We start from the raw sequence: 26,405 nt of genomic DNA on the forward strand, positions 1-26,405 counted from the left end.
CCCAGGGGTCAAGCCGCCGTCACGTCGGCAGTCGCCGGAGTGACGGTTTCGTTGTCCAGCGCCGCCAGGCGCTCGTCGATGGCAGCGATGACCTTGCGCGCGAACGGTCCGAGATGGGCGTAGGCGGCGATCATCTGCACGGCGATGCGCGCCGATGAGGTATCGCGCTTGGCGCAGTTCATGAAGGTCTGCCACAGCGGCCCGCGCGCCTCGGGAAGGGCGGTGACCACACGGTGCACCGTTTCCATCGCGCCGAGCTTGGCGCGCTTGTCGCCTTCCGCGAGCTCGTGGCGCTGCCGCGAACGGTCAAGCAGCGTCATCAGGCGGTCGACGCGTCCTGCATAGGCCGAGGGGCTGTAGATGTGCTCGAGTACCCGCTTGTAATCCATCAGGATGTCGCGCAGCGGGCGCACCGGATCGAAGTTGATCCCCGCCGTGCACTGATCGGCGCCGACGGTCGGCGCCACATCGTGGCCCGGGTGTAGCCGGCCTTCCCGCTCCAGGCGGCGCGTCAGCTGCGTGTTCGGCAAGGCATAGAGCAGGCCGACCATGCTGACGGGGATCGCTGCCTCTTCGATGAAATCGATCATCGCCTCCGCCATCGAGACCTTCTCGTTGTCGAATCCGACGATGAAGCCCGCGGTGACGAGAATGCCGGCGGCGTAGATCTTGTGGATGCTCTCGGCGATATTGCGCCGCGTGTTCTGCTTCTTCCGCATCGCGACCAGCGTCGCCGGATCAGGGCTCTCAATGCCGACGAAGATGCCAAAGAAATTGGCCGCCCCCATCAGCTCCAGGAGCTCCGGATCGTCGGCGAGGTTGACCGAGGCTTCGGTGGAGAATTCGAACGGATAGCCGTGGGCGCGCTGCCATTCGGCGAGCTGGGGCAGGAACAGCCGCAGCGACTTCTTGTTGCCGATGAAGTTGTCGTCGACGAAGTCGAGATGGCCCCGATAGCCCATCTGATAGAGTGTATCGAGCTCGCGCAGGATCTGCTCGTTGGTCTTGGTCCGCGGCACGCGTCCGTAGAGCTCGATGATGTCGCAGAACTCGCAGGTGAACGGACATCCGCGGGAATACTGCACGCCGAGATAGAGGTAGTCCTCGAACTTGAGCAGGTCGAAACGCGGAACCGGCGTGGTGGTGACGTCGGCCTGGAATTTCGGCGCGGTCAAGACGCCGGACCGGGCGCCGCTGTCCCAGGCCGCAATGAATTCATCGATGACGCTCTCGGCCTCGCCGAGCACCCGGAAGTCGGCCCGCTCATAGATGTGGGGGCTCGAGGTGGGATCGGGACCGCCGACGACCACCGGCTTGCCGGCGGCGCGGCAGAGCTCGATCAGGCGCAGCGTGTCGGCCTGCTGCGGCAACATCCCGCCGGTGAAGACGACGTCGGCCCAGGCGAGATCTTCGTCGCTGAAAGGCGCCGTGTTGCAATCGATCAGCCGGACCGTCCAGCTCTTGGGGAGCATTGCGGCGACGGTGATCAGCCCCAAAGGAGCGGCAGGGCGCTTGACGCCCAGCACTTTGCAGGATTCGCCAAAGCTCCAGAAGGACTCTGCCGAGAACAGGGGGTAGAGCATCAGTACGTTGCAGGGACTCGGCACGTTCATGGAACTCCTGTTGGCGGCGGCGCAGTGTACCAAAGTGCCTGCGTCTTGCATCCCGCAAAAGGGACAAACTGTCGCCGCTGTGCGGCGGCGGTCCGGCCCGGAACCGGCGTTCACGGCCGGACGTCGCCTTAAGCCGCGGATTGGCGCCCACCGAAGAGGCGTCAACCCGAATCGATCGAGAAGGGATGAGGCAAAACAGCGCTCCGGTCCATCCTCTCGAGCGGCAGCGCAACAGATACCCTCGGACTGTTGATTTGAACAGTTCCAGTTTGCCCGACACATTGCGTCCCTGAGTTCAATCGGTGGATTGGGCCAATCAGGGGACTTGCGATGGCAAATCTAACAATCAACGGAAAAACTTTCACACTCGACGTCGAGCCGGATACGCCGCTGCTCTGGGCGATCCGCGAGAACGCTGGCCTGACCGGCACCAAATACGGTTGCGGCATTGCACAATGCGGCGCCTGCACGATTCACATCGATGGCGTGGCGATGCGCTCCTGCGGCGTTTCCGTCAGTGAGGCCGAGGGCAAGAAGATCACCACGATCGAAGGGCTCGCCTCCGGAGATTCGCTGCACAAGGTGCAGGAAGCCTGGATCGCCCAGGACGTGCCGCAATGCGGCTATTGCCAGAGCGGCATGATTATGGCGGTGGCCGCGCTCTTGAACGAGAAGCCGAAGCCGACCGACGCCGACATCGACGAGGCCATCACCAACATTTGCCGCTGCGGCACCTTCGCCCAGGTGCGCGAGGCGATTCACACGATCGCAAGCGCGTAAGGAAATCCCACATGAATAAGCATGTTTCGCCGCGGCTCAACCGCCGCGCCTTCGTCATCGGCACGGCCGCGGTCGGCGCCGGCCTCGCAATCGGCCTCGACATCCCGTTCGGCGGCCCCGCCGTGGTCCGCGCCGCCGACGGCTCGCCTGAGGTCGGCGCCTGGGTCGTGGTCCGGCCGGACGACACGGTCGTGATCCGCATCGCCCGTTCGGAAATGGGTCAGGGCTCGCTGACCGGCCTCGCCCAGCTCGTCGCCGAGGAGCTCGAATGCGACTGGACCAAGGTCACGACCGAATATCCAACTCCGGGCCAGAGCGTCGCCCGCAAGCGTGTCTGGGGCGATTTCTCGACCGGCGGCAGCCGCGGCATCCGCTCCTCGCAGGACTATGTCCGCAAGGGTGGCGCCACCGCGCGCGTGATGCTGATCCAGGCCGCCGCCGATGCGTGGAAAGTGCCGGCATCCGAATGCACGGCCGCGAACAGCGTCATTACCCACACGCCCTCGGGCAGGACGACGACCTACGGCAAGGTCGCCGAGGCTGCGGCCAAGCTTAGTCCGCCGGCGGACGTCAAGTTGAAGGATCCGAAGGACTGGAAGCTGATCGGCAAGGGCGTGAAGCGGCTCGACACCGCCGACAAGACCACCGGCGCCATGATCTACGGCATCGACGTCAAGCTGCCGGGCATGTTGAACGCCGCAATCAAGGACTGCCCGGTGTTCGGCGGCAAGCTGAAGAGCTTTGACGAAGCCAAGGTCTCCGGCATGAAGGGCGTCAAGAAGGTCGTCAAGGTCGGCGATACCGCGGTTGCCGTGGTTGCCGACACCTGGTGGCACGCCAAGACCGCGCTCGAGGCGCTGCCGATCGTCTGGGACGAGGGCGACAACGCCAAGGTCTCCAGCGAGTCCATTGCGAAATGGCTGGCTGAAGGCCTCGACGACGCGCAGCCGGCCTATGTCGGCAACAAGAACGGCGACGCCAAAGCGGCAATCGCCGGTGCCGCTAAGAAGATCGAGGCCGTCTATAGCTACCCGTACCAGAACCACGCCACCATGGAGCCGATGAACGCCACCGCGCTCTACACCGCGGACAAATGCGAGGTCTGGTGCGGCACGCAGAATGGCGAGGCGGCGTTCGCGGCGGTGCTGGAGGCATCGGGATTGCCGGCGGAGAAGTGCGACGTGCATAAGGTGATGCTCGGCGGCGGCTTCGGCCGGCGCGGTCAGACCGACTACGTCCGCCAGGCGGTCATGATCGCCAAGCAGATGCCGGGTACACCGATCAAGCTGTTGTGGTCGCGCGAAGAGGACATGGCGCACGGCAAGTATCACCCGATCACCCAGTGCAAGATGACCGGCGCATTCGATGCCAACAACAATCTGGTCGCGCTGCACTACCGCCTGTCCGGGCAATCGATCCTGTTCTCGCTCCGCCCTGAAGCGTTGCAGAATGGCATGGATCCGGCCGCATTCCAGGGCGTCGCCCAATCGGGCGAGGCCGCGTTCGGCTACTCGGTGCCGAACTTGCTGATCGAGCACGCGATGCGTAACCCGCACGTCCCGCCCGGCTTCTGGCGCGGCGTCAACGTCAATCACAACGCGATCTATATGGAATGCTTCATGGACGAGCTGGCCGAGGCCGCAGGCCAGGACCCGCTCGAATTCCGCCGCAAGCTGATGGGCAATCACCCCAAGCACCTCGCGGTGCTTAACGCCGTTGCCGAGAAGATCGGCTGGAGCACGCCCGCGCCGCAGGGCGTCTATCGCGGCATCGCGCAGGTCATGGGCTATGGCAGCTATGTCGCCGGCGCCGCCGAAATCTCGGTGACCGATGGCAGCAAGATCAAGGTGCATCGAATCGTCGCCTCCACCGATCCCGGCTATGTCGTCAATCCGGCGCAGGTGGAGCGGCAGATCGCTGGCTCCTTCGTCTATGGCCTCTCCGCGCTGTTCTACGGCGGCTGCACCGTCAAGGACGGCAAGATCGAGCAAACCAACTTCGACACCTACAACTCGATGCGCATCAACGAGATGCCGAAGGTCGAAACTGTGATGGTGCCGAGCGGCGGGTTCTGGGGCGGCGTCGGCGAGCCGACCATCGGCGTCGCGGCGCCGGCGGTGCTCAACGCCTACTTCGCGGCAACGGGCAAGCGCATCCGCTCGGTGCCGCTGCGCGACCAGAACATCACCTTCGCCTAAGAGAGCGCTGCGGCTGCCACAACGGCAGCCGCAGCATTTTTCCGGACAAGTCTCATGAATGCGCCGGTGACACGGCGGAATGCCGTCCTCGGCATCACCGCTGCGGCCACATCGCTCGCCGCACCTTCGATCCTGCGGGCGCAATCGGCGGGCCGCGTCGTCGTGGTCGGCGGCGGCTTTGGCGGCGCGGCCTGTGCCCGCGCGCTCAAGCGTGTCGATACGAAATTGCAGGTGACCCTGATCGAGCCGAACAATATCTTCATCTCCTGCCCCTTCAGCAACGAGGTGATCGCGGGCCTGCGCGAGATCGAGGCGCAGCAGTTCGGGTACGACAAGCTCACCGCCGAGGGCATCAGCGTCGTCGCCCAGGCTGCGACGACCATCGACACGCAAAAGCGCAGCGTGACGGCGGCCGATGGGGAAGCGTTCGGTTATGACCATCTCGTGCTATCCCCAGGCATCGACTTCCATGTCGAAGCGCTGCCCGGCTACGACGACGCCGCATCGGAAAAGATGCCGCACGGCTGGAAGGCGGGTGCGCAGACCCTGCTGCTGCGCAGGCAATTGGAGGCGATGGCGGACGGCGGCACCGTCGCGATCGCAATTCCCGCCAATCCCTCGCGCTGTCCGCCAGCACCTTACGAGCGGGCCAGCCTGATTGCGCATTATCTCAAGACGAACAAGCCGCGCTCGAAGGTGCTGATCCTCGACGCCAAGGACAGTTTCTCACAGCAGCGGCTGTTCGAAAAGGCATGGAAGGAGCTCTACGGCGATATGATCGATCGCGTCGCGCTGTCGCAAGGCGGTCGCGTCACCTCGGTCGATGCCGCAACCAGAACCATCGTCACCGAATTCGGCAACTACACCCCTGATGTTGCCAACGTTATTCCGCCGCAGCGCGCCGGGCGCATTGCCGAAATCGCAGGCGCTGCGGACGCGACCGGCTGGTGCCCGATTGATCCCGTCACCTTCGAATCAAAGCTCGTCAAGAATGTCCACGTCATTGGCGACGCCTGCCTCGGCGGCGGCATTCCCAAATCGGCTTCCGCTGCAAGCGCGCAAGGCAGGGCTTGCGCCGCTGCCATCGTGAACCTCCTTGCCGGCCGTGCGCCGGAGACGCCACGGCTGACCGGCGTCTGCTACAACATTGTCGCTCCCGACTACGGCTTTTCGCTTGCCGGCAATTACCAGCCGAAGGGCGACATCTTTGCGGAGGTCGAAGGCGGCGCGACCAGCCCCGTTGACGCGCCGCGCGAGCTGCGTGCGCGCGAGGCGATTGAGGCCGAGCATTGGTTTCAAACCATCACGGCGGACACCTTTGGATGAGATTCGGTCCGCTTGCCAGCCACGAACACGGTGCGCTCCCTCCCCCGCCTGCGGGGGAGGGCTGGGGAGAGGGTGTCTCCGCAATCAAGAACCCCCAAGAGGAAAGAGCCCTCACCCGCGCTTTCGGCGCGACCTCTCCCGCAAGCGGGAGAGGTAAAAGGGGTTCGCGGCTAGATTTCTCTTCACACAATCGCTTGACTGTCGCTGCGCTGGTCGCAGCAAGTCTTGCACTCGCGGGTGTTGCGAAAGCCGAAAGCCTCGCGCCCTACACAATCATCGGCGACGGCATTCCGGCTTCGCTCACCGGCTCGCCCGGCGATGCCGTGCGCGGCCGCGCGCTGGTGCTGGCGCGCACGACGACATGCATCCTCTGCCATTCCGGTCCATTCCCGGAAACGCCGTTCCAGGGCGATCTCGCGCCCGATCTCACCGGTGCCGGGAACCGGTGGACGGCGAGTCAGTTGCGGCTTCGTCTGGTCGATGCCTCGCGCTTCAACCCGCAGACCATCATGCCGTCCTATTATCGCCATGACGGGCTTGTGCGCGTCGGGCGCAATTTCGCCGGCGAGCCGATATTATCGGCCGTCGAGATCGAGGACATCGTGGCCTATCTTGCAACGCTCCGAGACTAGGATCGCTCATGCCAACCACGCGACGACAATTCTTAAGCCTCGCCGGCAGCTTGACGGCCGCCGGCACGATCCCGATCGTCACGCTGCGGCCAGTCGAGGCGACACCGCCAATGCTCAACACCGCGATCCGCAACGTCGTCGGTGAGGCACAGATTCGCACCGGCAAAATCAAGCTCGACATCCCGCCGCTGGTCGAGAACGGCAATACCGTGCCGTTGACGGTGAGCGTCGCAAGTCCAATGACGGACGCGGACTACGTCAAGAGCATCCACGTCTTCAACGAGAAGAACCCGCAGCCGAACATTGGCAATTTCCATCTCGGTCCCTCCTCCGGCCGCGCCCAGGTCTCGACTCGGATCCGGCTCGCCGACAGCCAGAAGGTGGTCGCGATCGCGCGCCTTTCCGACGACACCTTCTGGCAGGTCGCCGCCGACGTCGTCGTGACGCTGGCCGCCTGCACAGAGGAGATGAACTGATGGCAGCGCTCATCAATGTTCCGGCCAAGGCCAAACGCGGCGAGATCATCGAGATCCGCACGCTGACTTCACACATCATGGAGACCGGCTTCCGCCACACCGCAGCCGGCGCGCTGGTGCCGCGCGACATCATCACGAGCTTCACGTGCCGCTACAACGGCACCGAGATCTTCCGCGCGGATCTGTTCCCGGCGATCGCCGCGAACCCTTATCTGTCGTTCTTCACGGTCGCCAAGGACAGCGGCAAGTTCGAATTCGAATGGATCGGCGACAACGGCTATTCGTCCACCGCATCGGTGTCCATCCTAGTCGAATGAGGTTTTGGCGCGCGATAGCGGTGGCGCTGACCGCCACGGTCCCTGCCCTGCTCGCCGGTGAAATCCCGCCCGAGGCGCGTCGCTCCGGTTATTCCTTCATGGGACCCGACACGCGCGCGATGCAGGATGACGACACCTCCAATCCGGGCATGCTATTCGTGCTCGACGGCGAGGCGCTGTGGGGGAAGAAGACCGGCCGTGCGCAGAACTCCTGCGCCGACTGCCATGGCGATGCCCGCGGCAGCATGAAGGGCGTCGCGGCGCGCTATCCCGCCTTCGACAAGGCGCTCGGCCGCCCCGTCACGCTCGACCAACGCATCAATCTCTGCCGCAGCAACCACCAGCAGGCTACGCCACTGCCATACGAGAGCCGCGACCTGCTGGCGTTGTCCGCTTTCGTCGCCCATCAATCGCGCGGCGTTCCGATCACCGCCGGCGACGATCCGCAAGTAAGACCCTTCGTCGACCAGGGCCGCGACCTGTTCATGCAGCGCGAGGGCCAGCTCAATCTTGCCTGCTCCAACTGCCATGACGACAATTTCGATAAACGTCTCGCCGGTGCGCCGATCACGCAGGGACAGCCGACCGGATATCCACTCTATCGCCTGGAATGGCAGACGCTGGGTTCACTGGAGCGACGGCTGCGCAGCTGCATGACCGGCGTGCGCGCCCAGGCTTATGATTACGGCTCGCCCGAGCTCGTTGCGCTCGAGCTCTATCTGATGTCGCGGGCGCGCGGCTTGCCAATGGAGACGCCGGCGGTGCGGCCGTAGGTCATAACGAATCTGAAACTGGCCGTCGTCTAGCCCGTCAAAGTCTTCATCGCCACCAGGATGGCGGCCGAATCCGCGACCCAGCCGAAGATGCCGCCTTGAGCCTTGATCATCTTCAGGCCCATCTCGTGAAACTCGGGAAAGTAGGATGCGCAGCCGTCGGAGATGACGACGCAGCGATAGCCGCGGTCATTGGCCTCGCGCACGGTGGTGTTGACGCAGACCTCCGTGGTGACACCGCACACGAGCAAGTTTTCGATGCCGTATTTCTCCAAGACATCGCCGAGCTCGGTGGCGTAAAACGCACCCTTGCCCGGCTTGTCGATCACGATCTCGCTGTCGAGCGGATAGAGCTCGGGAATGATATCGTGCCCGGCCTCGCCGCGAATGAGAATACGCCCCATCGGGCCGGGATCGCCGATGCGCAAGGACGGCGCGCCGCGTTCGACCTTCGCCGGCGGTGCGTCGGAGAGATCCGGCAGATGGCCTTCCCGGGTGTGGATCACCAGCATGCCGGTGTCGCGCGCCGCCTTCAGCACCGCGCCGATCGGATTCACCGCGCGCGCGAGCAGGCTGACGTCGTTGCCCAGCGTCTCACCGAAGCCGCCGGGCTCCATGAAGTCGCGCTGCATGTCGATGATGAGGAGCGCGGTGGCGAGCCAGTCGAGCCCGATCGGCTCGGGCTCGGCGTTGATGATCCCCCGTGCCGGCTTGGTTGAGTTCAGCATGATGCCCCCCGCCCGAAACGCTGTGCCGCAAACTTGTGCAAGCGCCGTGCCATTCGAAGCGACGCTCTCTGGTCTTGCTCCCGTTCTCACCGGAGAGGCGAACGCCACCGCTCGCCGCTACCGTCCCCCATACAGCTGCCGATACTCGTCCTCGTACGGCGCGTACGACTCCTTCAGCGTTGCCATGTTCAGCAGCATGGTGGCGACCAGCGCATTCGCCTTGTCGAACACGCGCGTCTTGACCCAGGCGCTTTCGGTTCGCCGGCTGCCGGAAAGTGCGACCACCTCGCGCTCCACCTCATAGTCCTCGTCGACGAAGAGCGGGCCTTTCAGCAGGCGGATCTCCTGATCGGCGAACAGGCCGACCGCGGGCCCCTTGGCCGGCAGCGGATCGTCCTTGGAGCGGTACTGGAACAGCACGCTGAGCATCTCGATCGGGATGATAGGCTTGCGCCATGGATTGTCGGCGCCAGAGTAGTACGGAGAGCTCTCCGTGATGACCGCGAGTTTCTGCCGCAGCGAGAACGGGTAGAGATCGCCCATATTCTGATCAAATGCCATGCGGACAGTCTGCCGTTTGCTGGTCTGCGCCACCTTCACGTCGCGCAGGATCACGGGATCGGTCAGCGGCTTGAGCTCGCCAAGGCGCGTCTCGAGCGCGGTCGCTACGTGCGGCTCGCCGACCGAGGCGGTGCCGCGCAGCACCTCGGTGCCGTCGCGCTTGACCATCTGGATCTGGCACTGGCGGGTAGCCGGCAGCGGCTTCGACAGGATTGCCTGCACCTCCTCACCCTCATAGCAGACGCTGCGGTAATGCGCGGAGAGGCACCCCGTTTCGAACCAAGCGCGCCCCCACAGCCGTTCGCCGAGCGGTGCGAACTGGCTGAAATGCGTGGGCCCCTCGATAGTGCCGCCCTTGAAGCCGAGCTTCTGCGCCGTGGCGTCGTCATGGATCGAGGCGTGCGCCTCGTAAGTTTGCGCTTGCAGCATCTGGCGCGGCCGGCGCCACGGTCCGATCAACGCCTGGGCCGTCTCAGTGATCTCGGTGTCGAATGCGTTTGCAGCCATGGTGTTCTCCACAAGTAGCCATGACTAGCAGGAGCGCCACGGATGCGGCCAGCGATATTGACTTCGCCGACCCATGCTTTGACTGTCACAATTCGCGTCGCGCCGCGCAATCCCTCCCGCAGCACAGACCCGCGCCGAGCAAGAAGACGAGGACTTCCGAAATGACGCTAATGCAGGTCGAGCTGGACGATAAATACCGGCTCGAATCGAAGCGGATCTTCCTGTCCGGCACCCAGGCCCTGGTCCGCTTGCCGATGTTGCAGCGCGAACGCGACCGGCTTCAGGGGTTTAACACCGGCGGTTTCATCTCGGGCTATCGCGGTTCCCCGCTCGGGATGTATGACCACGCGCTGTGGCGCGCGAAATCGCATCTGCAGCAGCATGACATCGCCTTCGTGCCCGGCCTGAACGAGGACCTCGCGGCGACCGCGGTCTGGGGCAGCCAGCAAGTCGGGCTGTTTCCCGGCGCCAAGGTCGATGGCGTGTTCGGCATCTGGTACGGCAAGGGCCCCGGCGTCGATCGCTCGGTCGATGCGCTCAAGCACGCCAACGCCGCTGGCACCTCGCTCAATGGCGGCGTGCTGGCGCTGGCCGGTGACGATCATGGCTGCCAGTCCTCGACGCTGGCTCATCAGAGCGAGCAGGTGTTCGCGGCAGCGCTGATCCCAGTGATCAATCCCGCCACGCTTCAGGATTATCTCGACCTCGGCCTTTATGGCTTTGCGCTGTCGCGCTTCTCCGGCTGCTGGGTCGGTTTCAAGGCCATCAGCGAAACTGTCGAGAGCTCGGCCTCGATCTATAGCGACCCCGAGCGCATCCAGATCAGGCTTCCCGACGATTTCGAGATGCCGGCCAGCGGTCTCAACATCCGCTGGCCTGATCCGCCGCTGGAGGCCGAGAGGCGCCTGTTCGGGCCGAAGATGGAAGCGGTGCAGGCTTTCGCCCGAGCCAACCAACTCGACCGTATCGTGCTCGATTCCAAGCCGGCTCGGCTCGGCATCGTCGCGACCGGCAAGGCCTATCTCGATCTGCGCCAAGCGCTCGCCGACTTAGGGATCACCGACAAGGACGCGCAGGACCTCGGCCTTCGCATCTACAAGGTTGCGATGACCTGGCCGCTGGAAGAGAGCGGCGCCAAGCGTTTCGCCGAGGGTCTTCAGGACGTGCTCGTGGTCGAGGAGAAGCGCGGCTTCATCGAAGACCAGCTGATGCGCATCCTCTACAACATCGATGCCTCGAAACGCCCGACTGTCACGGGAAAGCGCGACGAGCGCGGCGCGCCGCTGCTGCCGAGCGAGGGCGAGCTGACGCCCACCATCGTTGCCTCTGCGCTGGTGGCGCGGTTACGCAAGCTCGGCCATCACAGCCCGGTGCTGGAGCAGCGCCTCGCGCGGCTCGAGGCGTTCGACAACCCTGTTATCACCATCCCGCCGATCAAGCTCGCTCGCACGCCGTTCTTCTGCTCGGGCTGTCCGCACAACTCCTCGACGCGCGTGCCCGAAGGAAGCCGCGCCATGGCCGGCATCGGCTGCCACGGCATGGCCCTGAGCATGCCGACGCGCCGCACCGATCTGATCTCGCATATGGGCGCCGAAGGCGTGAACTGGATCGGCCAATCGCCCTTCACCACCGAGAAGCACATTTTTCAGAATCTCGGTGACGGTACCTATACGCATTCCGGACTTCTGGCGCTCCGCGCCGCTTCGGCTGCCGGCATCAACATCACCTACAAGATTCTCTACAACGATGCCGTCGCCATGACCGGGGGCCAGCCAGCCGAAGGCAGCTTTAACGTCGCGCAAATCGCGCATCAGGTTTGGGCCGAAGGGGTCAAGCGCCTCGCGATCGTCTCGGACGATCCGAGCAAGTATCCGCCAGGAAATTACTTCCCGCAAGGCGCGACCATCCACCACCGCCGCGAGCTCGACGCCGTGCAGCGCGAGCTGCGCGACATCAAGGGCCTCACGGTCATCATCTACGACCAGACCTGCGCGGCAGAAAAGCGCCGCCGCCGCAAGCGCGGGCTCTATCCCGATCCCGCCAAGCGCGCCTTCATCAACGAGCTCGTCTGCGAAGGCTGCGGCGACTGCTCGCAGGCCTCCAACTGCGTCTCGGTGCAGCCGCTGGAGACCGAGTTCGGCCGCAAGCGCCAGATCGACCAGTCGAACTGCAACAAGGACTTTTCCTGCGTCGAGGGCTTTTGCCCGAGTTTTGTGACCGTGCATGGCGGCAGCCTGAAGCGCATGAAGACGTCAGCGGTCGATTCCGGCCAACTGTTCGCCGACCTGCCGCTGCCCCCAATGCGCGAGCTGGACCGCCCTTATAACATCCTCGTTACGGGCATCGGCGGCACCGGCGTCATCACCATCGGCGCGCTGCTCGGCATGGCCGCCCATGTCGAGGGCCGCGGCTGCTCGGCGCTCGATTTCACCGGACTGTCGCAGAAGAACGGCGCGGTGATGAGCCATGTCCGTATCGCGCCGAAGCCGGAGGATATCTCCGCCGTCCGCATCACGACCGGCGGCGCCGACGTCATCCTCGGCTGCGACATGATCGTCTCGGCCGGTGCCACCGCGCTGAGCCGCGCCGAGCGCGGCGTGACCAAGGCCTACATCAACGCCGATCTGCAGCCGACCGCGAGCTTCGTGCAAAACCCGGATCTCGATTTCGAGATGGGAACGATGCAGACGGTGCTGCGCGATGCCGTCGGGGACAAGAATCTCGACATCATCGACGCGACGGGCGTTGCCGCCGCGCTGATGGGCGACAGCATCGCCACCAATCCCTTCATGCTCGGCTTCGCCTTCCAGAAGGGCGCGATCCCGCTGTCGCTGGAGGCCCTGCTCCGCGCCTTCGAGATCAACGGCACCGCGATCGAGATGAACAAGCTCGCCTTCACTTGGGGCCGTCTCGCCGCCCACGACATGTCGCGGGTGCGCAGCGTGCTCCAGTTCAAGAACAGGGCGGCCGCACCGACCAAGTCGCTCGACGACATCACCGCGACCCGCGCCGAGTTCCTGACTGGCTATCAGAATAGGGCATATGCCGAGCGCTACCTCGCAGCCGTCGCCAAGGTACGCAAGGCGGAGAGCGCGGCCACGCCGGGCTCCACCGAACTGACCGAGGCAGTCGCAAAGAACCTGTTCAAGCTGATGTCCTATAAGGACGAGTATGAGGTCGCACGGCTCTACACTGATGGCAGCTTCGCCAAGAAGGTGTCGGAAAAATTCGACGGCGACTTCACGCTGAAATACCATCTTGCCCCACCGATCTTCGCGAAACGCGACAAGACGGGCCGGCTTCAAAAGCAGGAGTTCGGCGGCTGGATGATCCACGCCTTCCGCGTTCTCGCGAAACTCAAGTACCTGCGTGGCACCACGTTCGATCCGTTCGGCCGTACCGATGAGCGCAAGACAGAGCGCAAGCTGATTGAGGACTATCTCGGCATGATCGATCAGCGGATCGCGGGACTGAAGGCAGAGCAGATCCCGCTGCTGGTGCGGCTTGCGCGCGTGCCGGAAATGATCCGCGGCTTCGGCCACGTCAAGGAAGCAAATATCAAACTTGCCTCGACCGAGACGGCGCGGCTGGAAGCGGAGCTGGAGAACAGCCGCTTTGCCGCCGCGGCCGAGTAGTGGCGAGAGCGCGAAGCTCTCGCCCCGCGTCATTGCGAGGAGCCCTTGCGACGAAGCAATCCAGACTAACCCCCGCGGAAAGACTCTGGATTGCTTCGCTACGTTCGCAACGACGGAGATGGTGGAATGCGCCTCGCGACACACTGAGTATCATCGCCCGCGAAGTGTTTAGACCGCAGACATGGCTGACGCCTGTTCGGACACATCACTGACAGTTTGGCCGCGCGTCCACGCGCAGCCCTTCGGCCCGCAGCGACGGCCGCAGCTGTCATGCCGCCGGCACGGGCGCCGATGATGTCGTAGCTTTGATGTGCCGGCATCGTGCGGCGGGCTTCCGAGGACAAGGCATGACACCGTCGTACCTCGCCCAAGGGGAACCGTGCTAGCGCGCTGGCTTGCGTTCGATCGGATCGATATCGATCGCCCGCAGGCGGCCGAGCCGCAGCACGTCCATGGACAGCCGCCGGCCGATCCGGTCGCGGTCGAGCACGCGGATCAGATCGTCGACACCGTTGATCTCGATGCCGTCGAGCCTGATCACGACGTCACCGGGCAACAGGCCCGCCTTCGCCGCCGGGCCGTCCGGCTCGATTTGCATCAAGAGCGCGCCCATCTTGTTCTCGACACCGGCCAGCACCGCATGCCGCCGCGGGACCGGCGCGGTCTGCCCGGCAACGCCGATATAGGCGCGGCGGACATAACCGTGGCGGATGATCTCCGACAGCACGAACTGCGCGGTGTTACTGGCGACCGCAAAGCAGATGCCCTGCGCCCCGTTGATGATGGCGGTGTTGATGCCTATCACCTCGGCATTCGACGAGACCAGTGGTCCGCCGGAATTGCCGGGATTGAGCGCGGCATCGGTCTGGATCACATCCTCGATGGTGCGCCCGCTGACCGAGCGGATCGAGCGGCCGAGCGCCGAGACGACTCCGGCGGTCACGGTCGACTCGAAGCCGAGCGGATTGCCGATCGCGATCACGAGTTGGCCCCGCCGCAGGCTCTTGGAGTTGCCAAGCGCGGCATAAGGCAAATGGCGCACGCCGTTGGCGCGCAAGAGCGCGAGGTCAGTGTCGGGATCGACACCGAGCACCCGGGCGTCGCCGACGTGCCCCTCAACGTCGCGCAGCCGAATCTCTTTTGAGGAGCCGACCACATGGCTGTTGGTGAGCACGAGTCCATCAGGCGAGATCACGATGCCCGAGCCGAACCCGCCGCGCTCGCGGCCGTTCGGCACTTTCGGCCCGGTCTCGACACGCACGACCGCAGGGCCGACGCGGTCGGTCACGTCGATGACGGCATTGGAATAGGCGTCCAGCAGAGCCCGGTCATCGACCGGAGCAGACGCCGTCGTTCGCGATGACGATGCGTCATCGGCGACATCTGAGGTGAAGTCCAACATGGCAAGAGTCCTTGAGGCTCACACAGATGGTGGCCTGTTCTCTCTCGCGCAAGTGGCCCGACCGCGGCGCAAGGCTGGGCTGCTAGGGTGCCCGCCTCAGCGAGCCGCCTCTCGCCTTGACCGGATCGAGCAGCGACCAGTCTCCATCCGGGAGCACATGGCCCTTGGGGAATGGTGCGCGCAGCTCGAGCCCGAGCGAGCCCAGCACGCGGTCGTCGCGGTAATAGCATTGCAGCACGACGCGGACGAGCGTTGCGGCGGCGACACCGCCATGTTTGCGAAAATCCTGCGCCACCGCATCGCGCCTGGCGGCATCGAGCTCGACGAGCGGCGCTCCGGCGAGCCGCGCCAAATGATCCAGCGCCGCCGCCACCTGTTTGGTGTCGCGGCCGAGCGTGGCCAACATGTCGGCCTGGATCGCGGGATCGTCGGCGCCCGGGACCCGGTATTCTTCGCTGGCCGGAATGATCATCGCGGCAATGGTGCGGAGGTCGCCGCGCTGACGCGGCGTGAGGGAGAGTTGATCAGTCATTGTGTGCGCTCTTCTAACGCCGCGATGAAGGTCTGCTCCCTCCCCCGCTTGCGGGGGAGGGTTGGGGAGAGGGTATCTCCGCAGAGAGACTCCTCGAGAGGGGAGAGCCCTCACCCGCCGCGCTCTTCGAGCGCGGCGATCTCTCCCGCAAGCGGGAGAGGTGCAGCGAATTCGTGGCGGGTTCAGTGCATCCATCACGGGCCCTCAATCGAACAAATTGGCGAGGCGCTGCTTCATCTGATCGGCGATATAAAGCGCGAGGGCCTGGATGGTGGAGGTCGGGTTTACCCCGCCCGAAGTGACGAAGATGCTGCCGTCGACGATGAACAGGTTCTTGACGTCGTGGGTGCGGCCCCATTCGTTGACGACCGAGCGTTCGGGGTCGGTGCCCATCCGCGCGGTGCCGAGCAGGTGCCAGCCGCCCCACGGGATCGGCGAATTGATGCAGATGTCGGTCGCGCCCGCCGTTTCGAGAACCTCGCGGCCGCGGGCGAGCGCATGCTCCATCATCTTCCGGCTGTTCTCGCTGATCGTATAATCGATCTTCGGTGCGGGAATGCCGTGGCTGTCCTTCAGCACCGGATCGAGCGTGACGCGATTATGCTCTTCGGGCAGGTCCTCGCAGATCGCGGAGAAACCCAGCCGATGGCCATTGAGCTTGCGGAAGACGCGGTGATGGTCGGCGCCCCAGGGCAAAATGCCCTTCTGCTCGCTGACGACGGCCTCGAACACCGGTCCTGCCCCGCGTACGAACTGCACGCCATAGCCGCGCACGAAGCCGCGCGACAGGTCCGTGTCATACCACTGCTTGCTCCACAGGCAGGTCGGCGGCGCGCGGTTGCTATCCGTCGGCTCCTTCACATACCCGTAGATCTGCGCATAGGGGTGAAACATCAGGTTCTTGCCGACGAGGCCGGACGAATTGGCAAGTCCATTCGGAAAACGCCCCGAGGCCGAGTTCAGCAGCAGTCGCGGCGTACCAACGCCGTTGCAGGCGATGATGACGACGTGCGCGGGCTGAAATTGCTCGATGCCGTCCTTGTCGTAATAGACCACGCCCGAGGCCATGCCGGTCTCGTCGGTGGTGATCTCACGCACGCGGCAATGGGTGCGCAGCTCGACGCCGGCACGGATCGCATGCGGCCAATAGGTGATGTCGGTGGAAGACTTTGCGCCTTGCGCGCAGGCCGGCGTGCAATGGCCGAGATTGATGCAGCGCGCCCGGCCCTCATAGTCCATGGTCGCGACCGTCGTGTCAGACGGCCACCAGTGCCAGCCGAGCTTGTTCATGGCCTTGCCGATGATGGCGCCGGACAATCCCAGCGGCTGTTGCGGCATCGGCGGATGCGTCAGCGGCGAAAGCGGATCGCCTGACAGGCCGGAGGTCCCCATCATCCGGTCGTTCTCCTCGAAGAACGGGGTCAGCGCATCGTAGTCGATCGGCCAGTCGTCGGCGACGCCATCGAGCGTCTTCACCTTGAAATCGGAGGGATGCAGCCGTGGCCAGTGCGCGGTGTACATGACCGTCGAGCCGCCTACTGCATTGTAGTTGACGACCTTGATCGGCGAATTGTCGTCGTTGATCGGATAGTCCTCGGGCCGCCCGCGGACGTTGGGGCTCGACGACCATTCGCCGTAGAACTTGGCTTCCCAGTCCCGCCCGGTGCTGGGATATTCCGCCGGATTCATCCAGCCGCCCTGCTCCAGGCAGAGAATGTGCATCTTGGTCTCGGCCAGCGACCACGCCACCGCCGCGCCGGAAGCGCCGGCGCCGATGATCAGGACGTCCACGGGGTCTTTCATTGCAACCTTTTCCTCCCCTCGCCGCTTTCCGGGCGATTCGGCCCTGCGGTCCGCGAGGCCGGCGAACGATAGGATCAGAGCAACGGCTGAGTAAAGCCGCGAGGCCGGAATGTCGCACTTCGCAGGGCGCAGACCATTGGTCTCGCCACATCCGGATGCTAGGAACAGGGCCGCACGAGCCATCGATAGCGAGAACGTATGTCCTTCCGAAATTTCTTTGCCCCCGCCCGCGCTTTTGCGCTCGCTTCATTTTTCGCCTTGTCCGGACTTCTGGTCTCGCCCGGACCAGCCTCCGCGCTGACTGCCGCCGCGACAGCCCGCGACGGCAACTCCATCCAGCTCGGCGACGTCACCTATCGGCTCGACGGCGTTGATGCGCCCGAGCTTGATCAGGTCTGCATCGACGAGCACGCCGATTCCTGGAGCTGCGGCATCGAGGCCCGCGACCAGCTGACGAAACTGATCGGAAAACGGACGGTGCGCTGCGACGACGTCGGACCGGAAAAGAGTTTTGGCAAGCGGCACCGCGCCATCTGCACGGCCGAGGGCGACAAGGCCAGCTTGAACGAGCAGTTGATCAAGCTCGGCTTTGCCCTCGCGCGCGAGCCGATCAAGGCCAACGTCAAACCGGCGGCCACCGAGGCCAAGACGGCGGCCGCTGGGATCTGGAAGGGCTGCTTTGTTGCACCGCAAGATTTCCGCGCCGGCAAGAGGGACGGCGCGCTTCTCGGCGCCGCGTGCCGCCCAGACCGGGACAAGGAAATCCGCGCCGTGCTGTTCCCGGAGGAGCTGACGATGCCGCCGAGTTGCAGCATCAAGGGCAAGCTTGCGGTGCGCGCACGCGTCACCGGCAATATCGGCATCTATCATTTGCGGGGCTGCCCGAGCTATCCGGCGACGACTAAGCCCGACCGCTGGTTCTGCTCGGAGGACGACGCCCAGGCCGCCGGTTTCCGCAAGGCCTATAATTGCCGTCGGCCGAAGTGAACAATTCCTTCACACATCCGTGAGTAGTAGTCCAAGACCGTATTGATCCGGAATTGAAGTCTATCGGGAGTTGCGTCAGTTGTATGCGTACGCAAGCGCCTTGCGCGAGCGTTTCCTTTGGCAGCAATCCGGCTTCGGTCCGATTGCCTTGCTCGGGCGTTTCCTCCCTAGACTTGGGCCGCTTGTTATCCAAGCGGCTCTTTCTTTTTGGGCGGGTCCTAACTCCGCATCTGCATGATGTGGTCCATCGGTGGCATGTTGGCGTTCAGATGCGCCATGATCCAGACCGTTCCTCCGACCACCAGGAAGACGACCAGAAGCCCGAAGGCGAGCGCCAGCACGTTGTTGGTGTTGTCCGGACCTGTGGTGATGTGCAGGAAGAACACGAGATGCACGCCCATCTGTGCGATCGCGAGCACGATCAGCGCAACAGGGATCGACGGCTGCCAGACCAGATCCGTACCGGCGATGAAGAACGACGTCGCCGTGAGCAGCAGGGCCAAGACAAGACCGACGACGTAACCGAGGATGCGAGTGCCGACACTGTGTTGCTCTTCCTCGCCGGGCGCGAGGTCGTGTTTGACCAACCCATGGGTCTGATCACTCATGGCGCGCTCCCGAGCAGGTAGACCACGGAAAACACCGCGACCCAGATGATGTCGAGCGCGTGCCAGAACAGCGCAAAGCACATCATCCGCCGCAATATGTCGGCGCGAAAGCCCTTGGCGAACACCTGGGCCATCATGGTGAGCAGCCACAGCACTCCGGCCGAGACGTGCAGGCCATGACACCCGACCAGCGAGAAGAACGCGGTCAGGAACGCGCTGCGCGACGGGCCATAGCCACGGGCGACGAGGTCGACGAATTCGCGGAACTCGATGGCGAGGAATATGAGGCCGAGCACACAGGTCACGGCCATGCCGAGGTAGAACCAGAACCGGTTGCGCACGTCGGCTGCAATGCTGGCCATGCCGCAGGTGAAGCTCGACAGCAACAGGCAGACCGTTTCGATCGCGACGTTCTTCGGCTCGAAGATCTCCGAGCCCTTCGGGCCGCCGGCGGTCTGGCCGGCCAGCACCGCATAGGCCGCAAAGAAGCAGGAGAACATCACGATGTCGGAGAGCAGGAAGATCCAGAAGCCGTAGGCGGTCACGATCCGCTTCGGCGCGGGTCCGGGATGCTCGATGATGAGCCCGATGTGATGGGGATCGGCGTGGGCGCGGCCGGCCGTGGCGGTCATCGACATCAGACTGCCCCCGCCATGCTGACGAGGCTGCGCCGCTCCTCGAGATTGGTGCGGTCGATGCGGGCGACCTCATCGGCCGGGATGACGTATTCGTCATGGTCGCGCCAGGCGAACACGACGAAGGTGGCGAAGGCGCCCAGGCCGCCCAGGATCACCATCCACCAGATGTGCCAGATCAGCGCGAAGCCCATGATGGTGGCGAAGAACGCGCAGACGAAACCGGTGGGAGAATTCCGGGGCATCTCGATGTCCTGATATTCCGGCTCTTCGTGCTCGAGCAGTTGCTGCTTGGCATGGGCCTTCATCTCCCAATAGGCATCCTCGCCGCGCACGTCGGGATGGAAGGCGAAATTGAACACCGGCGGCGGCGACGAGGTCGCCCATTCCAGCGAGCGGCCGTCCCAGGGATCGCCGGTGCGGTCACGCAAGGCCTCGCGGTTGCGGATGCTGACCACGATCTGCACGATTTGGCAGATCACGCCAATCGTCAGCACCGCCATGCCCACCGCCGCCACCAGCATCCAGGGCCGCCAGGCCGCGACATCGTAATGCTGCATGCGCCGCGTCATGCCGAGCATGCCGGCGACATAGAGCGGCATGAAGGTGATGAAGAAGCCGAGGAAGGTGAACCAGAACGCAGCCTTGCCCCAGCGTTCGTCGAGGCGGAAACCGAACGCCTTCGGAAACCAATATTCGAAGCCGGCGAAGGCGCCGAATAGCACGCCGCCGATGATGACATTGTGGAAGTGCGCCACCAGGAACATGCTGTTGTGAAGCATGAAGTCGGCCGGCGGCACCGCGAGCAGGACGCCCGTCAATCCGCCGACGATGAACGTCACCATGAAGCCGACCGCCCACAGCATCGGCGTCGCAAAACGGATGCGGCCGCCATACATCGTGAACAGCCAATTGTAGATCTTCACCCCCGTCGGCACCGCGATGATCATGCTGGCGATGCCGAAGATGGCGTTGACGTCGGGGCCGGCACCCATCGTGAAGAAATGATGCAACCATACCATGAAGGAGATGACGCAGATCGCCATGGTGGCGAGCACCATCGAGCGATAGCCGAACAGCGCCTTGCCGGAGAAGGTCGAAACCACCTCGGAGAAGATGCCGAAGGCCGGCAGCACCAGGATGTAGACCTCGGGATGCCCCCAAGCCCAGATCAGGTTCATGAACATCATGACGTTGCCGCCGGCCTCGTTGGTGAAGAAGTGGAAGCCGAGGTAACGATCGAGCAAGAGCATCGCCAGCGTGGCGGTGAGGATCGGGAACGCGGCGACGATGAGGAGGTTCGAGGCCAGCGTGGTCCAGCAGAACATCGGCATGCGCAGATAGTTCATGCCCTTGGTGCGCAGCTTCAGCACGGTGGTGACGAGATTGATGCCGGCGACCAGCGTGCCGACGCCGGAGATCTGGAGTGACCAGGCGTAGTAATCGACGCCGACCCCGGGCGAGTAGGACAGTTCCGACAGCGGCGGAAAGGCGAGCCAACCGGTGCGCGCGAATTCGCCGACCACGAGCGAGATATTGACCAGCAGTGCGCCGGTCGCGGTCAGCCAGAACCCGACCGAATTGAGCGTCGGGAACGCGACATCGCGCACGCCGAGTTGGAGCGGCACGATCAAGTTCATCAGCCCGATCACGAACGGCATCGCCACGAAGAAGATCATGATGGTGCCGTGCGCGGAAAAAATCTGGTTGTAGTGCTCGGGCGGGAGATAGCCTTGCGACTGGTAGGCGACCGCCTGCTGGATTCGCATCATGATGGCGTCGCTGCCGCCGCGCAGCAGCATCACCGAGGCCAGCAGCACATACATGACGCCGATGCGCTTGTGGTCGACGCTGGTGATCCATTCGCTCCAGAGATAGGGCAGATGCCCCCTCACCACGACCCAGGCCAGCACGCCCAGGATGGCGACCAGCACCACCGCGCCGGCGACGAGCGGAATCGGCTGATCGAACGGAATGGCGGACCAATCGAGCTTACCGAGCATCGTGGCCTCCACTGTGCGACCGGCCGGCTTCGGATGCCAGCTCCGGCCCAGGACCCGGCGGAATGTGCTGGGTTGCGATCAGATCGAACAGGCGCGGATCCTCGAGCCGATAAGTCGGCCGGCTCTTCTCGATTCCCTGCTGCAGCAGGGTCCTGTAGCTGTCCTCATTCAGCACGGCATCGGTCTTCGCCGTGCCCGCCACCCAATCCGGAAACGCGAGCGGCGAGATCACGTTGACGTCGAACATCATGTCGGGGAAGCCGTCGCCGGAGAAATGCGCCGACAGGCCCTGGAGCCTGCCCTCGTGGTCGGCGCGCAGGTTCAGCTTCGTCACCATGCCGTTCATGGTGTAGATCATGCTGCCGAGCTGCGGGATAAAGAACGTGTTCATCACGCTCGACGACGTCAGCTGGAAGTTCAGCTCGGCGCCGGCTGGTACCGTTAGCGTGTTGACGGTGGCGATGCGCTGATCCGGATAGATGAATAGCCATTTCCAGTCGAGCGAGACGGCCTGGATGCGCACCGGGCTGCCGGTGCCCGGCACGGGTGCCGCGGGATCGAGCTGATGCGAGCCGATCCAGGCGACGCCGCCGAGCAGGATGACAGTGAGCGCAGGGATCGCCCACACCACCATCTCGACGCGCCCGGAATAGACGAAGTCGGGCTGGTAGCGCGCTTTCGGATTGGACGCGCGAAACCAGAACGCGAAGCCGAGTATCGCAACGATGGTCGGCACCACGATCACGAGCATGATGAAGACGGAATCGATCAGGATGGTGCTGTTGGCCGCAGCCACAGGCCCTTGCGGATCGAGCAGATTCATCGGCAAGCCACTGGCGGTTGGGAAGCCCCGGGACAGAGCCTAGCGCGGGAAAGGCTCCGCAACAAACGCTGCGACCTCAGAACGGTTCCTGAACCGCTGGGGTCAGCCATGCGCGGTCGGCCGGCGGCAACATGCAATCGCATGTGATGTCAATGACATGAACGCGGGAGCGGCGCCCTTCTCTCCGGTCGAGGCGATTGCTAATCTGCACGAAAATATTGGATCAACAGGATCCGGGCCCGGGAGTAAACCGAGATGCGCTTGAAGGACAAGGTTGCGATCGTCGTCGGCGCGGGGCAGAGCCCGGGCGAGGGCATGGGCAACGGCCGCGCCACTGCGCTCACGTTCGCGCGGGAGGGTGCCAAGGTCTTGTGCGTCGATCATCATCTGGACTCGGCGCAGGAGACGGTCGCGATGAGCACGGCGAAGCAGGGCACAGCCGCAGCCTTCAAGGGCGACGTGACCAAAGCCGCCGACATCAAGGCGATGGTCGCGGACGCGCAATCGCGCTGGGGCCGGATTGACGTGCTGCACAACAATGTCGGCGTCAGCCTCGCCGGCGGCGATGCAGAATTGCTGCAACTGACCGAAGAAGCGTTCGACCGCGTCGTCGCCATCAATCTGAAGAGCTGCATTCTCGCCGCGAAAGAGGTCATCCCGATCATGCGCACGCAGAGAGGCGGCGCCATCATCAACATCTCCTCGATGGCGGCGATCACGACCTACCCTTACGTCGCCTACAAGGCGACGAAATCGGCGATGATCGCCTTCACCGAACAGCTCGCCTACCAGAATGCCGAATACGGCATCCGCGCCAATGTCATTTTGCCCGGCCTGATGAACACGCCGATGGCCGTCGATACCCGCGCCCGCGAATGGCACAAGACCCGCGCCGAAGTCGAAGCCGAACGCGACAGCAAGGTGCCGCTGCGCAGGAAGATGGGCACCGGATGGGACGTCGCGAATGCCGCGCTGTTCCTGGCTTCAGATGAAGCGAGCTTCATCACCGGCGTGACGCTGCCGGTGGATGGCGGTGCGAGCGTGAGACGGGGGTAGGGTTCTCTTTCTCCTTCTCCCCTTGTGGGAGAAGGTGGCGCGAAGCGCCGGATGAGGGGTTCTCTCCAATCGCCCAACCGTTCGTGAGGATGGAGACCCTCACCCGTCACGCCGCTTCGCGGCGAGCCACCCTCTCCCACAAGGGAAGAGGGGGCAGCGTCACGCGGCGCGCTCAGCGCGAATACGTCACCCGCCAGATCGTGCCGTTGCCATCCTCCGACACCAGCAGCGATCCGTCCTTCGCCACGGCAACGCCAACCGGCCGTCCCCACACTTCAGTGTCGCTCACGACGAACCCCGTGACGAAGTCCTCGTACTCGCCCGTCGGCTTGCCGTCGTTCATGCGGATGCGGATCGCCTTGTAGCCGGTGCGCTTCGATCTGTTCCAGGAGCCGTGCTCGGCGGCGAAGGCGTCGCCCTGATACTCGGGCGGAAACTGCGTGCCCTGATAGAAGGTCATGCCGAGCGAGGCCGAATGCGGCTGGATCAGCACGTCCGGGACGGTCACCTTGTCTTTGAGGTCCGGCCGCGCGCCGGCGTGGCGCGGGTCTTCATTGTTGCCGATGTAGAACCAGGGCCAGCCGTAGAAGCCGCCCTCCTTCACGCTGGTCACGTAATCGGGCACGAGATCGTCGCCGAGGCCGTCGCGCTCGTTGGTCGAGCACCAGGGCAGGCCAGTCTGCGGCTGGATCGCAAGTCCAACGCAATTGCGGAGGCCCGTGGCGTAGATCTTCCGCTCCTTGCCATCGGGATTGAAGGCCAGCACGGCGCCGCGCTCCGTCTCGCTGGCCCAGGCAGCGCCAAGCGGTTGCGCTTTCGACCAAGCCTCCAATCCACCCGGCGGCGTGCCCATGCCCTCGGCGACGTTGCTGAGTGAGCCAACCGACACCAGCATGCGTTTGTTGTCGGGCGCGAACACGATGTCTCGGGTGGAATGTCCGCCGTCATGCGGCAGGCTTGCCACGATCGTTTCCGCCTTGCCGCGTGCCTTGAGATCGCCGGCCTGGTAGGGAAAGCGAAGGACGCTGTCGGTGTTGGCGACATAGACCCATTGCGGATTGTCACCGTCCGGAAAGAAGGCGATGCCGAACGGCTGCCTCAGGCCGCCGGCAAACACCTCGTTGGTCGCGGCCTTGCCGCCATCGCCCGCGCGCAGCACGCGGATGGTGCCGGCCCGTGTCTCCGCGACAAAGACATCCCCATTCGGCGCGACCCGCACGATGCGCGGCGCGCGCAGGCCTTCGGCGAACAGCTCGATCTTGAATCCGGCCGGGACCTGGAGCGTGGCCTCCGGTGGACGCGGCACCACACGCGACGAGCTCGCAACGGAGCGCGTGGCGCCGGGCCTGACCAGATCCTGTGGCCGGATCAACCTGACCGTGCCGGGCTTGTCGGCCCGCCAATCGCCGTAGGCATCCTTGCCCTGCAGCACCGGCTCACCTTGTGCGCTGGTGGCAGCCGCGACCAGCAATCCCGCGAACATCGCAACGGACCATATTCTGTCTTTCACGTCTTTCTCCCGGCCTGCGCGTCTCAACGTCAACATGCGACGATCCGCAAACGTTCTGCGGCAGGTCATGCGCCTGCCGAATCCGACATCAGTTCATGCCCGCACGATGGGCATCAGCCGCGGCCCATCGTACTGGAAAATGCGGCTGATCGGTGCGACACATTGCTGGGGCGCGACTGCCGATTGTTCAAAGCTGCGGCATTGGTGTCGCGGCTGATTGGGGTGATCATGTGGGGATCCGTCATATCGGAATGGGCGAGCCTGCTGCTGCGCTGGCTGCACGTGGTGGCGGCGATTGCCTGGATCGGCAGTTCCTTCTACTTCATCGCTCTCGACCTCAGCCTCAGGCCCAAGAGCGACCCACCGGGCGACTTGCCTGACGGCGTGCAGGGCGAAGCCTGGCAGGTCCATGGCGGCGGCTTCTATCGGATCATGAAATATCTGGTCGCACCGAGCCAGATGCCGGACGAGCTGACCTGGTTCAAATGGGAGGCCTACACCACCTGGCTGTCCGGCTTCGCGCTGATGGTGGTGGTGTATTATCTCGAGGCCGATTTGTTCCTGGTCGACAGATCGATCCTCGACCTCACGCCGTTCCAGGCCGGCCTGTTCAGCTTCTTCAGTCTCGCGCTGGCGTGGCTGCTTTATGAGGCTGCCTGTTGCACCGGGCTTGCGCAGCGCGAGCTGCCCTTTGCCATCGGCGGCTATCTGTTCCTGGTCGCGCTGACCTACGCCTTCACGCATGTGCTGAGCGGCCGCGGCGCCTTCAACCAGATCGGCGCGATCATCGGCACCATCATGGTCGCCAACGTCTTCGCGCTGATCATCCCGAACCAGAAGAAGATCGTAGCCAGCCTGATCGCGGGACAGGCGCCCGATCCCAGGCTCGGCAAGGCCAGCAAGGAACGCTCGGTCCACAACAACTATCTGACGCTACCCGTGGTCGTGCTGATGATCAGCAACCACTATCCCCTGCTCTACGCCACGCGCTTCAACTGGATCATCGTCGCGATCATCCTGGCACTCGGCCCCGTGATCCGCCACTTCTTTAACGCGCGGCATGCGGGGCGCAAATCGCCGTGGTGGGTGTGGGGCGTGGCAGCGGTTGGCGTGATCGCGATCCTGTTCCTCTCCGCCGCCGGACCGCGCAACGTCAAGACCAGCGCCCTGCCGGCGCAGCCGACGCTCGCCAATGTCGAGGAGATCGTGATGTCCCGCTGTAGCATGTGCCACGCCGTCGAGCCGGTCTGGGCCGGCATCGTCGCCGCACCGAAAGGGATACTGCTCGACGCGCCCGAGCACATCCATCGCAACATGCGGCTGATCGGCCGCGTCGCGGCTTGGTCCAATGCGATGCCGCCGGGCAACATCACCGAGATGACCAGTGAGGAGCGCGCCATCCTCGCCGCTTACATCGAGCAGGCCCGTTGATGCCGCCGCGCATCGACAGCATTTCGCAGAATGAAATTTCCGCATGTTTCGCTGAATTGAAAATGACTT

General features: G+C 64.2%; 22 protein-coding genes. 11 read left to right on the forward strand and 11 right to left on the reverse strand.

Annotated elements, in window-relative coordinates; all coding sequences use genetic code 11:
- Positions 1 to 8: 8 nt before the first annotated feature.
- Positions 9 to 1,613 (reverse strand): radical SAM protein, encoded by a 1,605-nt coding sequence (locus IVA96_RS12150; protein ID WP_247417356.1) that lies wholly within the window; start codon positions 1,611 to 1,613, stop codon positions 9 to 11.
- A gap of 330 nt (positions 1,614 to 1,943) precedes the next feature.
- Between IVA96_RS12150 and IVA96_RS12155 the strand changes: the two genes are divergently transcribed.
- The 7 genes from IVA96_RS12155 (at position 1,944) to soxA (ending at position 8,115) form a co-directional block, all read left to right on the forward strand.
- On the forward strand, positions 1,944 to 2,393 hold the full coding sequence (locus tag IVA96_RS12155) for a (2Fe-2S)-binding protein (RefSeq protein ID WP_247417357.1): 450 nt from the start codon (positions 1,944 to 1,946) through the stop codon (positions 2,391 to 2,393).
- Positions 2,394 to 2,404: 11 nt separating this feature from the next.
- Entirely contained in the window at positions 2,405 to 4,591 is a 2,187-nt protein-coding gene (locus tag IVA96_RS12160) for a molybdopterin cofactor-binding domain-containing protein (RefSeq protein WP_247417359.1), read from the forward strand.
- Between the two features lie 54 nt (positions 4,592 to 4,645).
- A complete protein-coding gene (locus IVA96_RS12165; RefSeq protein WP_247417361.1) occupies positions 4,646 to 5,917 on the forward strand; it encodes an NAD(P)/FAD-dependent oxidoreductase in 1,272 nt (423 codons plus the stop codon).
- A 194-nt stretch (positions 5,918 to 6,111) separates the two neighbouring features.
- Positions 6,112 to 6,549 carry a sulfur oxidation c-type cytochrome SoxX gene (soxX, locus tag IVA96_RS12170; RefSeq protein ID WP_247279250.1) on the forward strand — a complete coding sequence of 146 codons (438 nt, stop codon included), beginning with the start codon at positions 6,112 to 6,114 and terminating at the stop codon, positions 6,547 to 6,549.
- 8 nt (positions 6,550 to 6,557) lie between these two features.
- Complete coding sequence (locus IVA96_RS12175) at positions 6,558 to 7,025, forward strand: SoxY-related AACIE arm protein (RefSeq protein ID WP_247279249.1); 468 nt, start codon at positions 6,558 to 6,560, stop codon at positions 7,023 to 7,025.
- Complete coding sequence (soxZ, locus tag IVA96_RS12180) at positions 7,025 to 7,342, forward strand: thiosulfate oxidation carrier complex protein SoxZ (RefSeq protein ID WP_247417363.1); 318 nt, start codon at positions 7,025 to 7,027, stop codon at positions 7,340 to 7,342. The genes IVA96_RS12175 and soxZ overlap by 1 nt, the downstream gene beginning before the upstream one ends.
- The gene (soxA, locus tag IVA96_RS12185; protein ID WP_247279247.1) at positions 7,339 to 8,115 is read left to right on the forward strand and encodes a sulfur oxidation c-type cytochrome SoxA; all 777 of its coding nucleotides are present in this window, start codon (positions 7,339 to 7,341) and stop codon (positions 8,113 to 8,115) included. The genes soxZ and soxA overlap by 4 nt, the downstream gene beginning before the upstream one ends.
- A gap of 29 nt (positions 8,116 to 8,144) precedes the next feature.
- On the opposite strand, the gene IVA96_RS12190 is transcribed toward soxA, so the two are convergent.
- Together IVA96_RS12190 and IVA96_RS12195 are read right to left on the reverse strand one after the other, a co-directional pair.
- The gene (locus IVA96_RS12190) at positions 8,145 to 8,843 is read right to left on the reverse strand and encodes an isochorismatase family cysteine hydrolase (protein ID WP_247417366.1); all 699 of its coding nucleotides are present in this window, start codon (positions 8,841 to 8,843) and stop codon (positions 8,145 to 8,147) included.
- A gap of 117 nt (positions 8,844 to 8,960) precedes the next feature.
- Positions 8,961 to 9,911 (reverse strand): hypothetical protein, encoded by a 951-nt coding sequence (locus tag IVA96_RS12195; RefSeq protein WP_247417367.1) that lies wholly within the window; start codon positions 9,909 to 9,911, stop codon positions 8,961 to 8,963.
- Between the two features lie 161 nt (positions 9,912 to 10,072).
- Between IVA96_RS12195 and IVA96_RS12200 the strand changes: the two genes are divergently transcribed.
- Positions 10,073 to 13,546 (forward strand): indolepyruvate ferredoxin oxidoreductase family protein, encoded by a 3,474-nt coding sequence (locus IVA96_RS12200; RefSeq protein WP_247417369.1) that lies wholly within the window; start codon positions 10,073 to 10,075, stop codon positions 13,544 to 13,546.
- A gap of 382 nt (positions 13,547 to 13,928) precedes the next feature.
- On the opposite strand, the gene IVA96_RS12205 is transcribed toward IVA96_RS12200, so the two are convergent.
- The 3 genes from IVA96_RS12205 to IVA96_RS12215 form a co-directional block, all read right to left on the reverse strand.
- Positions 13,929 to 14,948 carry a trypsin-like peptidase domain-containing protein gene (locus IVA96_RS12205; protein WP_247417371.1) on the reverse strand — a complete coding sequence of 340 codons (1,020 nt, stop codon included), beginning with the start codon at positions 14,946 to 14,948 and terminating at the stop codon, positions 13,929 to 13,931.
- 82 nt (positions 14,949 to 15,030) lie between these two features.
- Positions 15,031 to 15,480, reverse strand: a complete 450-nt coding sequence (locus IVA96_RS12210; RefSeq protein WP_247279242.1) for a gluconate 2-dehydrogenase subunit 3 family protein — start codon at positions 15,478 to 15,480, stop codon at positions 15,031 to 15,033.
- A 204-nt stretch (positions 15,481 to 15,684) separates the two neighbouring features.
- A complete protein-coding gene (locus IVA96_RS12215) occupies positions 15,685 to 17,283 on the reverse strand; it encodes a GMC family oxidoreductase (RefSeq protein WP_247279241.1) in 1,599 nt (532 codons plus the stop codon).
- Positions 17,284 to 17,481: 198 nt separating this feature from the next.
- On the opposite strand from IVA96_RS12215, the gene IVA96_RS12220 reads away from it, so the two are divergent.
- Complete coding sequence (locus tag IVA96_RS12220) at positions 17,482 to 18,270, forward strand: thermonuclease family protein (RefSeq protein WP_247417375.1); 789 nt, start codon at positions 17,482 to 17,484, stop codon at positions 18,268 to 18,270.
- 218 nt (positions 18,271 to 18,488) lie between these two features.
- Here IVA96_RS12220 and cyoD read toward each other — a convergent pair whose 3' ends face one another.
- From cyoD to IVA96_RS12240, 4 genes are read right to left on the reverse strand one after another with little or no spacing between them, the layout of a single operon-like run.
- Positions 18,489 to 18,878: a cytochrome o ubiquinol oxidase subunit IV gene (gene cyoD / locus IVA96_RS12225; RefSeq protein WP_247279239.1), complete on the reverse strand. Its 390-nt coding sequence runs from the start codon at positions 18,876 to 18,878 to the stop codon at positions 18,489 to 18,491.
- Positions 18,875 to 19,516 carry a cytochrome (ubi)quinol oxidase subunit III gene (locus tag IVA96_RS12230; RefSeq protein ID WP_247417378.1) on the reverse strand — a complete coding sequence of 214 codons (642 nt, stop codon included), beginning with the start codon at positions 19,514 to 19,516 and terminating at the stop codon, positions 18,875 to 18,877. The genes cyoD and IVA96_RS12230 overlap by 4 nt, the downstream gene beginning before the upstream one ends.
- Positions 19,516 to 21,516, reverse strand: coding sequence for a cytochrome o ubiquinol oxidase subunit I (cyoB, locus tag IVA96_RS12235; RefSeq protein ID WP_247279237.1), 2,001 nt, complete (start codon positions 21,514 to 21,516; stop codon positions 19,516 to 19,518). Before cyoB ends, IVA96_RS12230 begins: the two co-directional genes overlap by 1 nt.
- Positions 21,506 to 22,339, reverse strand: a complete 834-nt coding sequence (locus IVA96_RS12240) for a cytochrome ubiquinol oxidase subunit II (protein ID WP_247417380.1) — start codon at positions 22,337 to 22,339, stop codon at positions 21,506 to 21,508. Before IVA96_RS12240 ends, cyoB begins: the two co-directional genes overlap by 11 nt.
- Positions 22,340 to 22,594: 255 nt before the next feature.
- Between IVA96_RS12240 and IVA96_RS12245 the strand changes: the two genes are divergently transcribed.
- Positions 22,595 to 23,395: an SDR family NAD(P)-dependent oxidoreductase gene (locus IVA96_RS12245; protein ID WP_247417383.1), complete on the forward strand. Its 801-nt coding sequence runs from the start codon at positions 22,595 to 22,597 to the stop codon at positions 23,393 to 23,395.
- A 172-nt stretch (positions 23,396 to 23,567) separates the two neighbouring features.
- On the opposite strand, the gene IVA96_RS12250 is transcribed toward IVA96_RS12245, so the two are convergent.
- Positions 23,568 to 24,905 carry a sorbosone dehydrogenase family protein gene (locus IVA96_RS12250; protein WP_247417385.1) on the reverse strand — a complete coding sequence of 446 codons (1,338 nt, stop codon included), beginning with the start codon at positions 24,903 to 24,905 and terminating at the stop codon, positions 23,568 to 23,570.
- A 228-nt stretch (positions 24,906 to 25,133) separates the two neighbouring features.
- On the opposite strand from IVA96_RS12250, the gene IVA96_RS12255 reads away from it, so the two are divergent.
- Positions 25,134 to 26,336: a urate hydroxylase PuuD gene (locus IVA96_RS12255; protein WP_247417476.1), complete on the forward strand. Its 1,203-nt coding sequence runs from the start codon at positions 25,134 to 25,136 to the stop codon at positions 26,334 to 26,336.
- Positions 26,337 to 26,405 lie beyond the last annotated feature (69 nt).

The organism is Bradyrhizobium sp. 159 (assembly GCF_023073795.1).
Classification (GTDB): Bacteria; Pseudomonadota; Alphaproteobacteria; order Rhizobiales; family Xanthobacteraceae; genus Bradyrhizobium.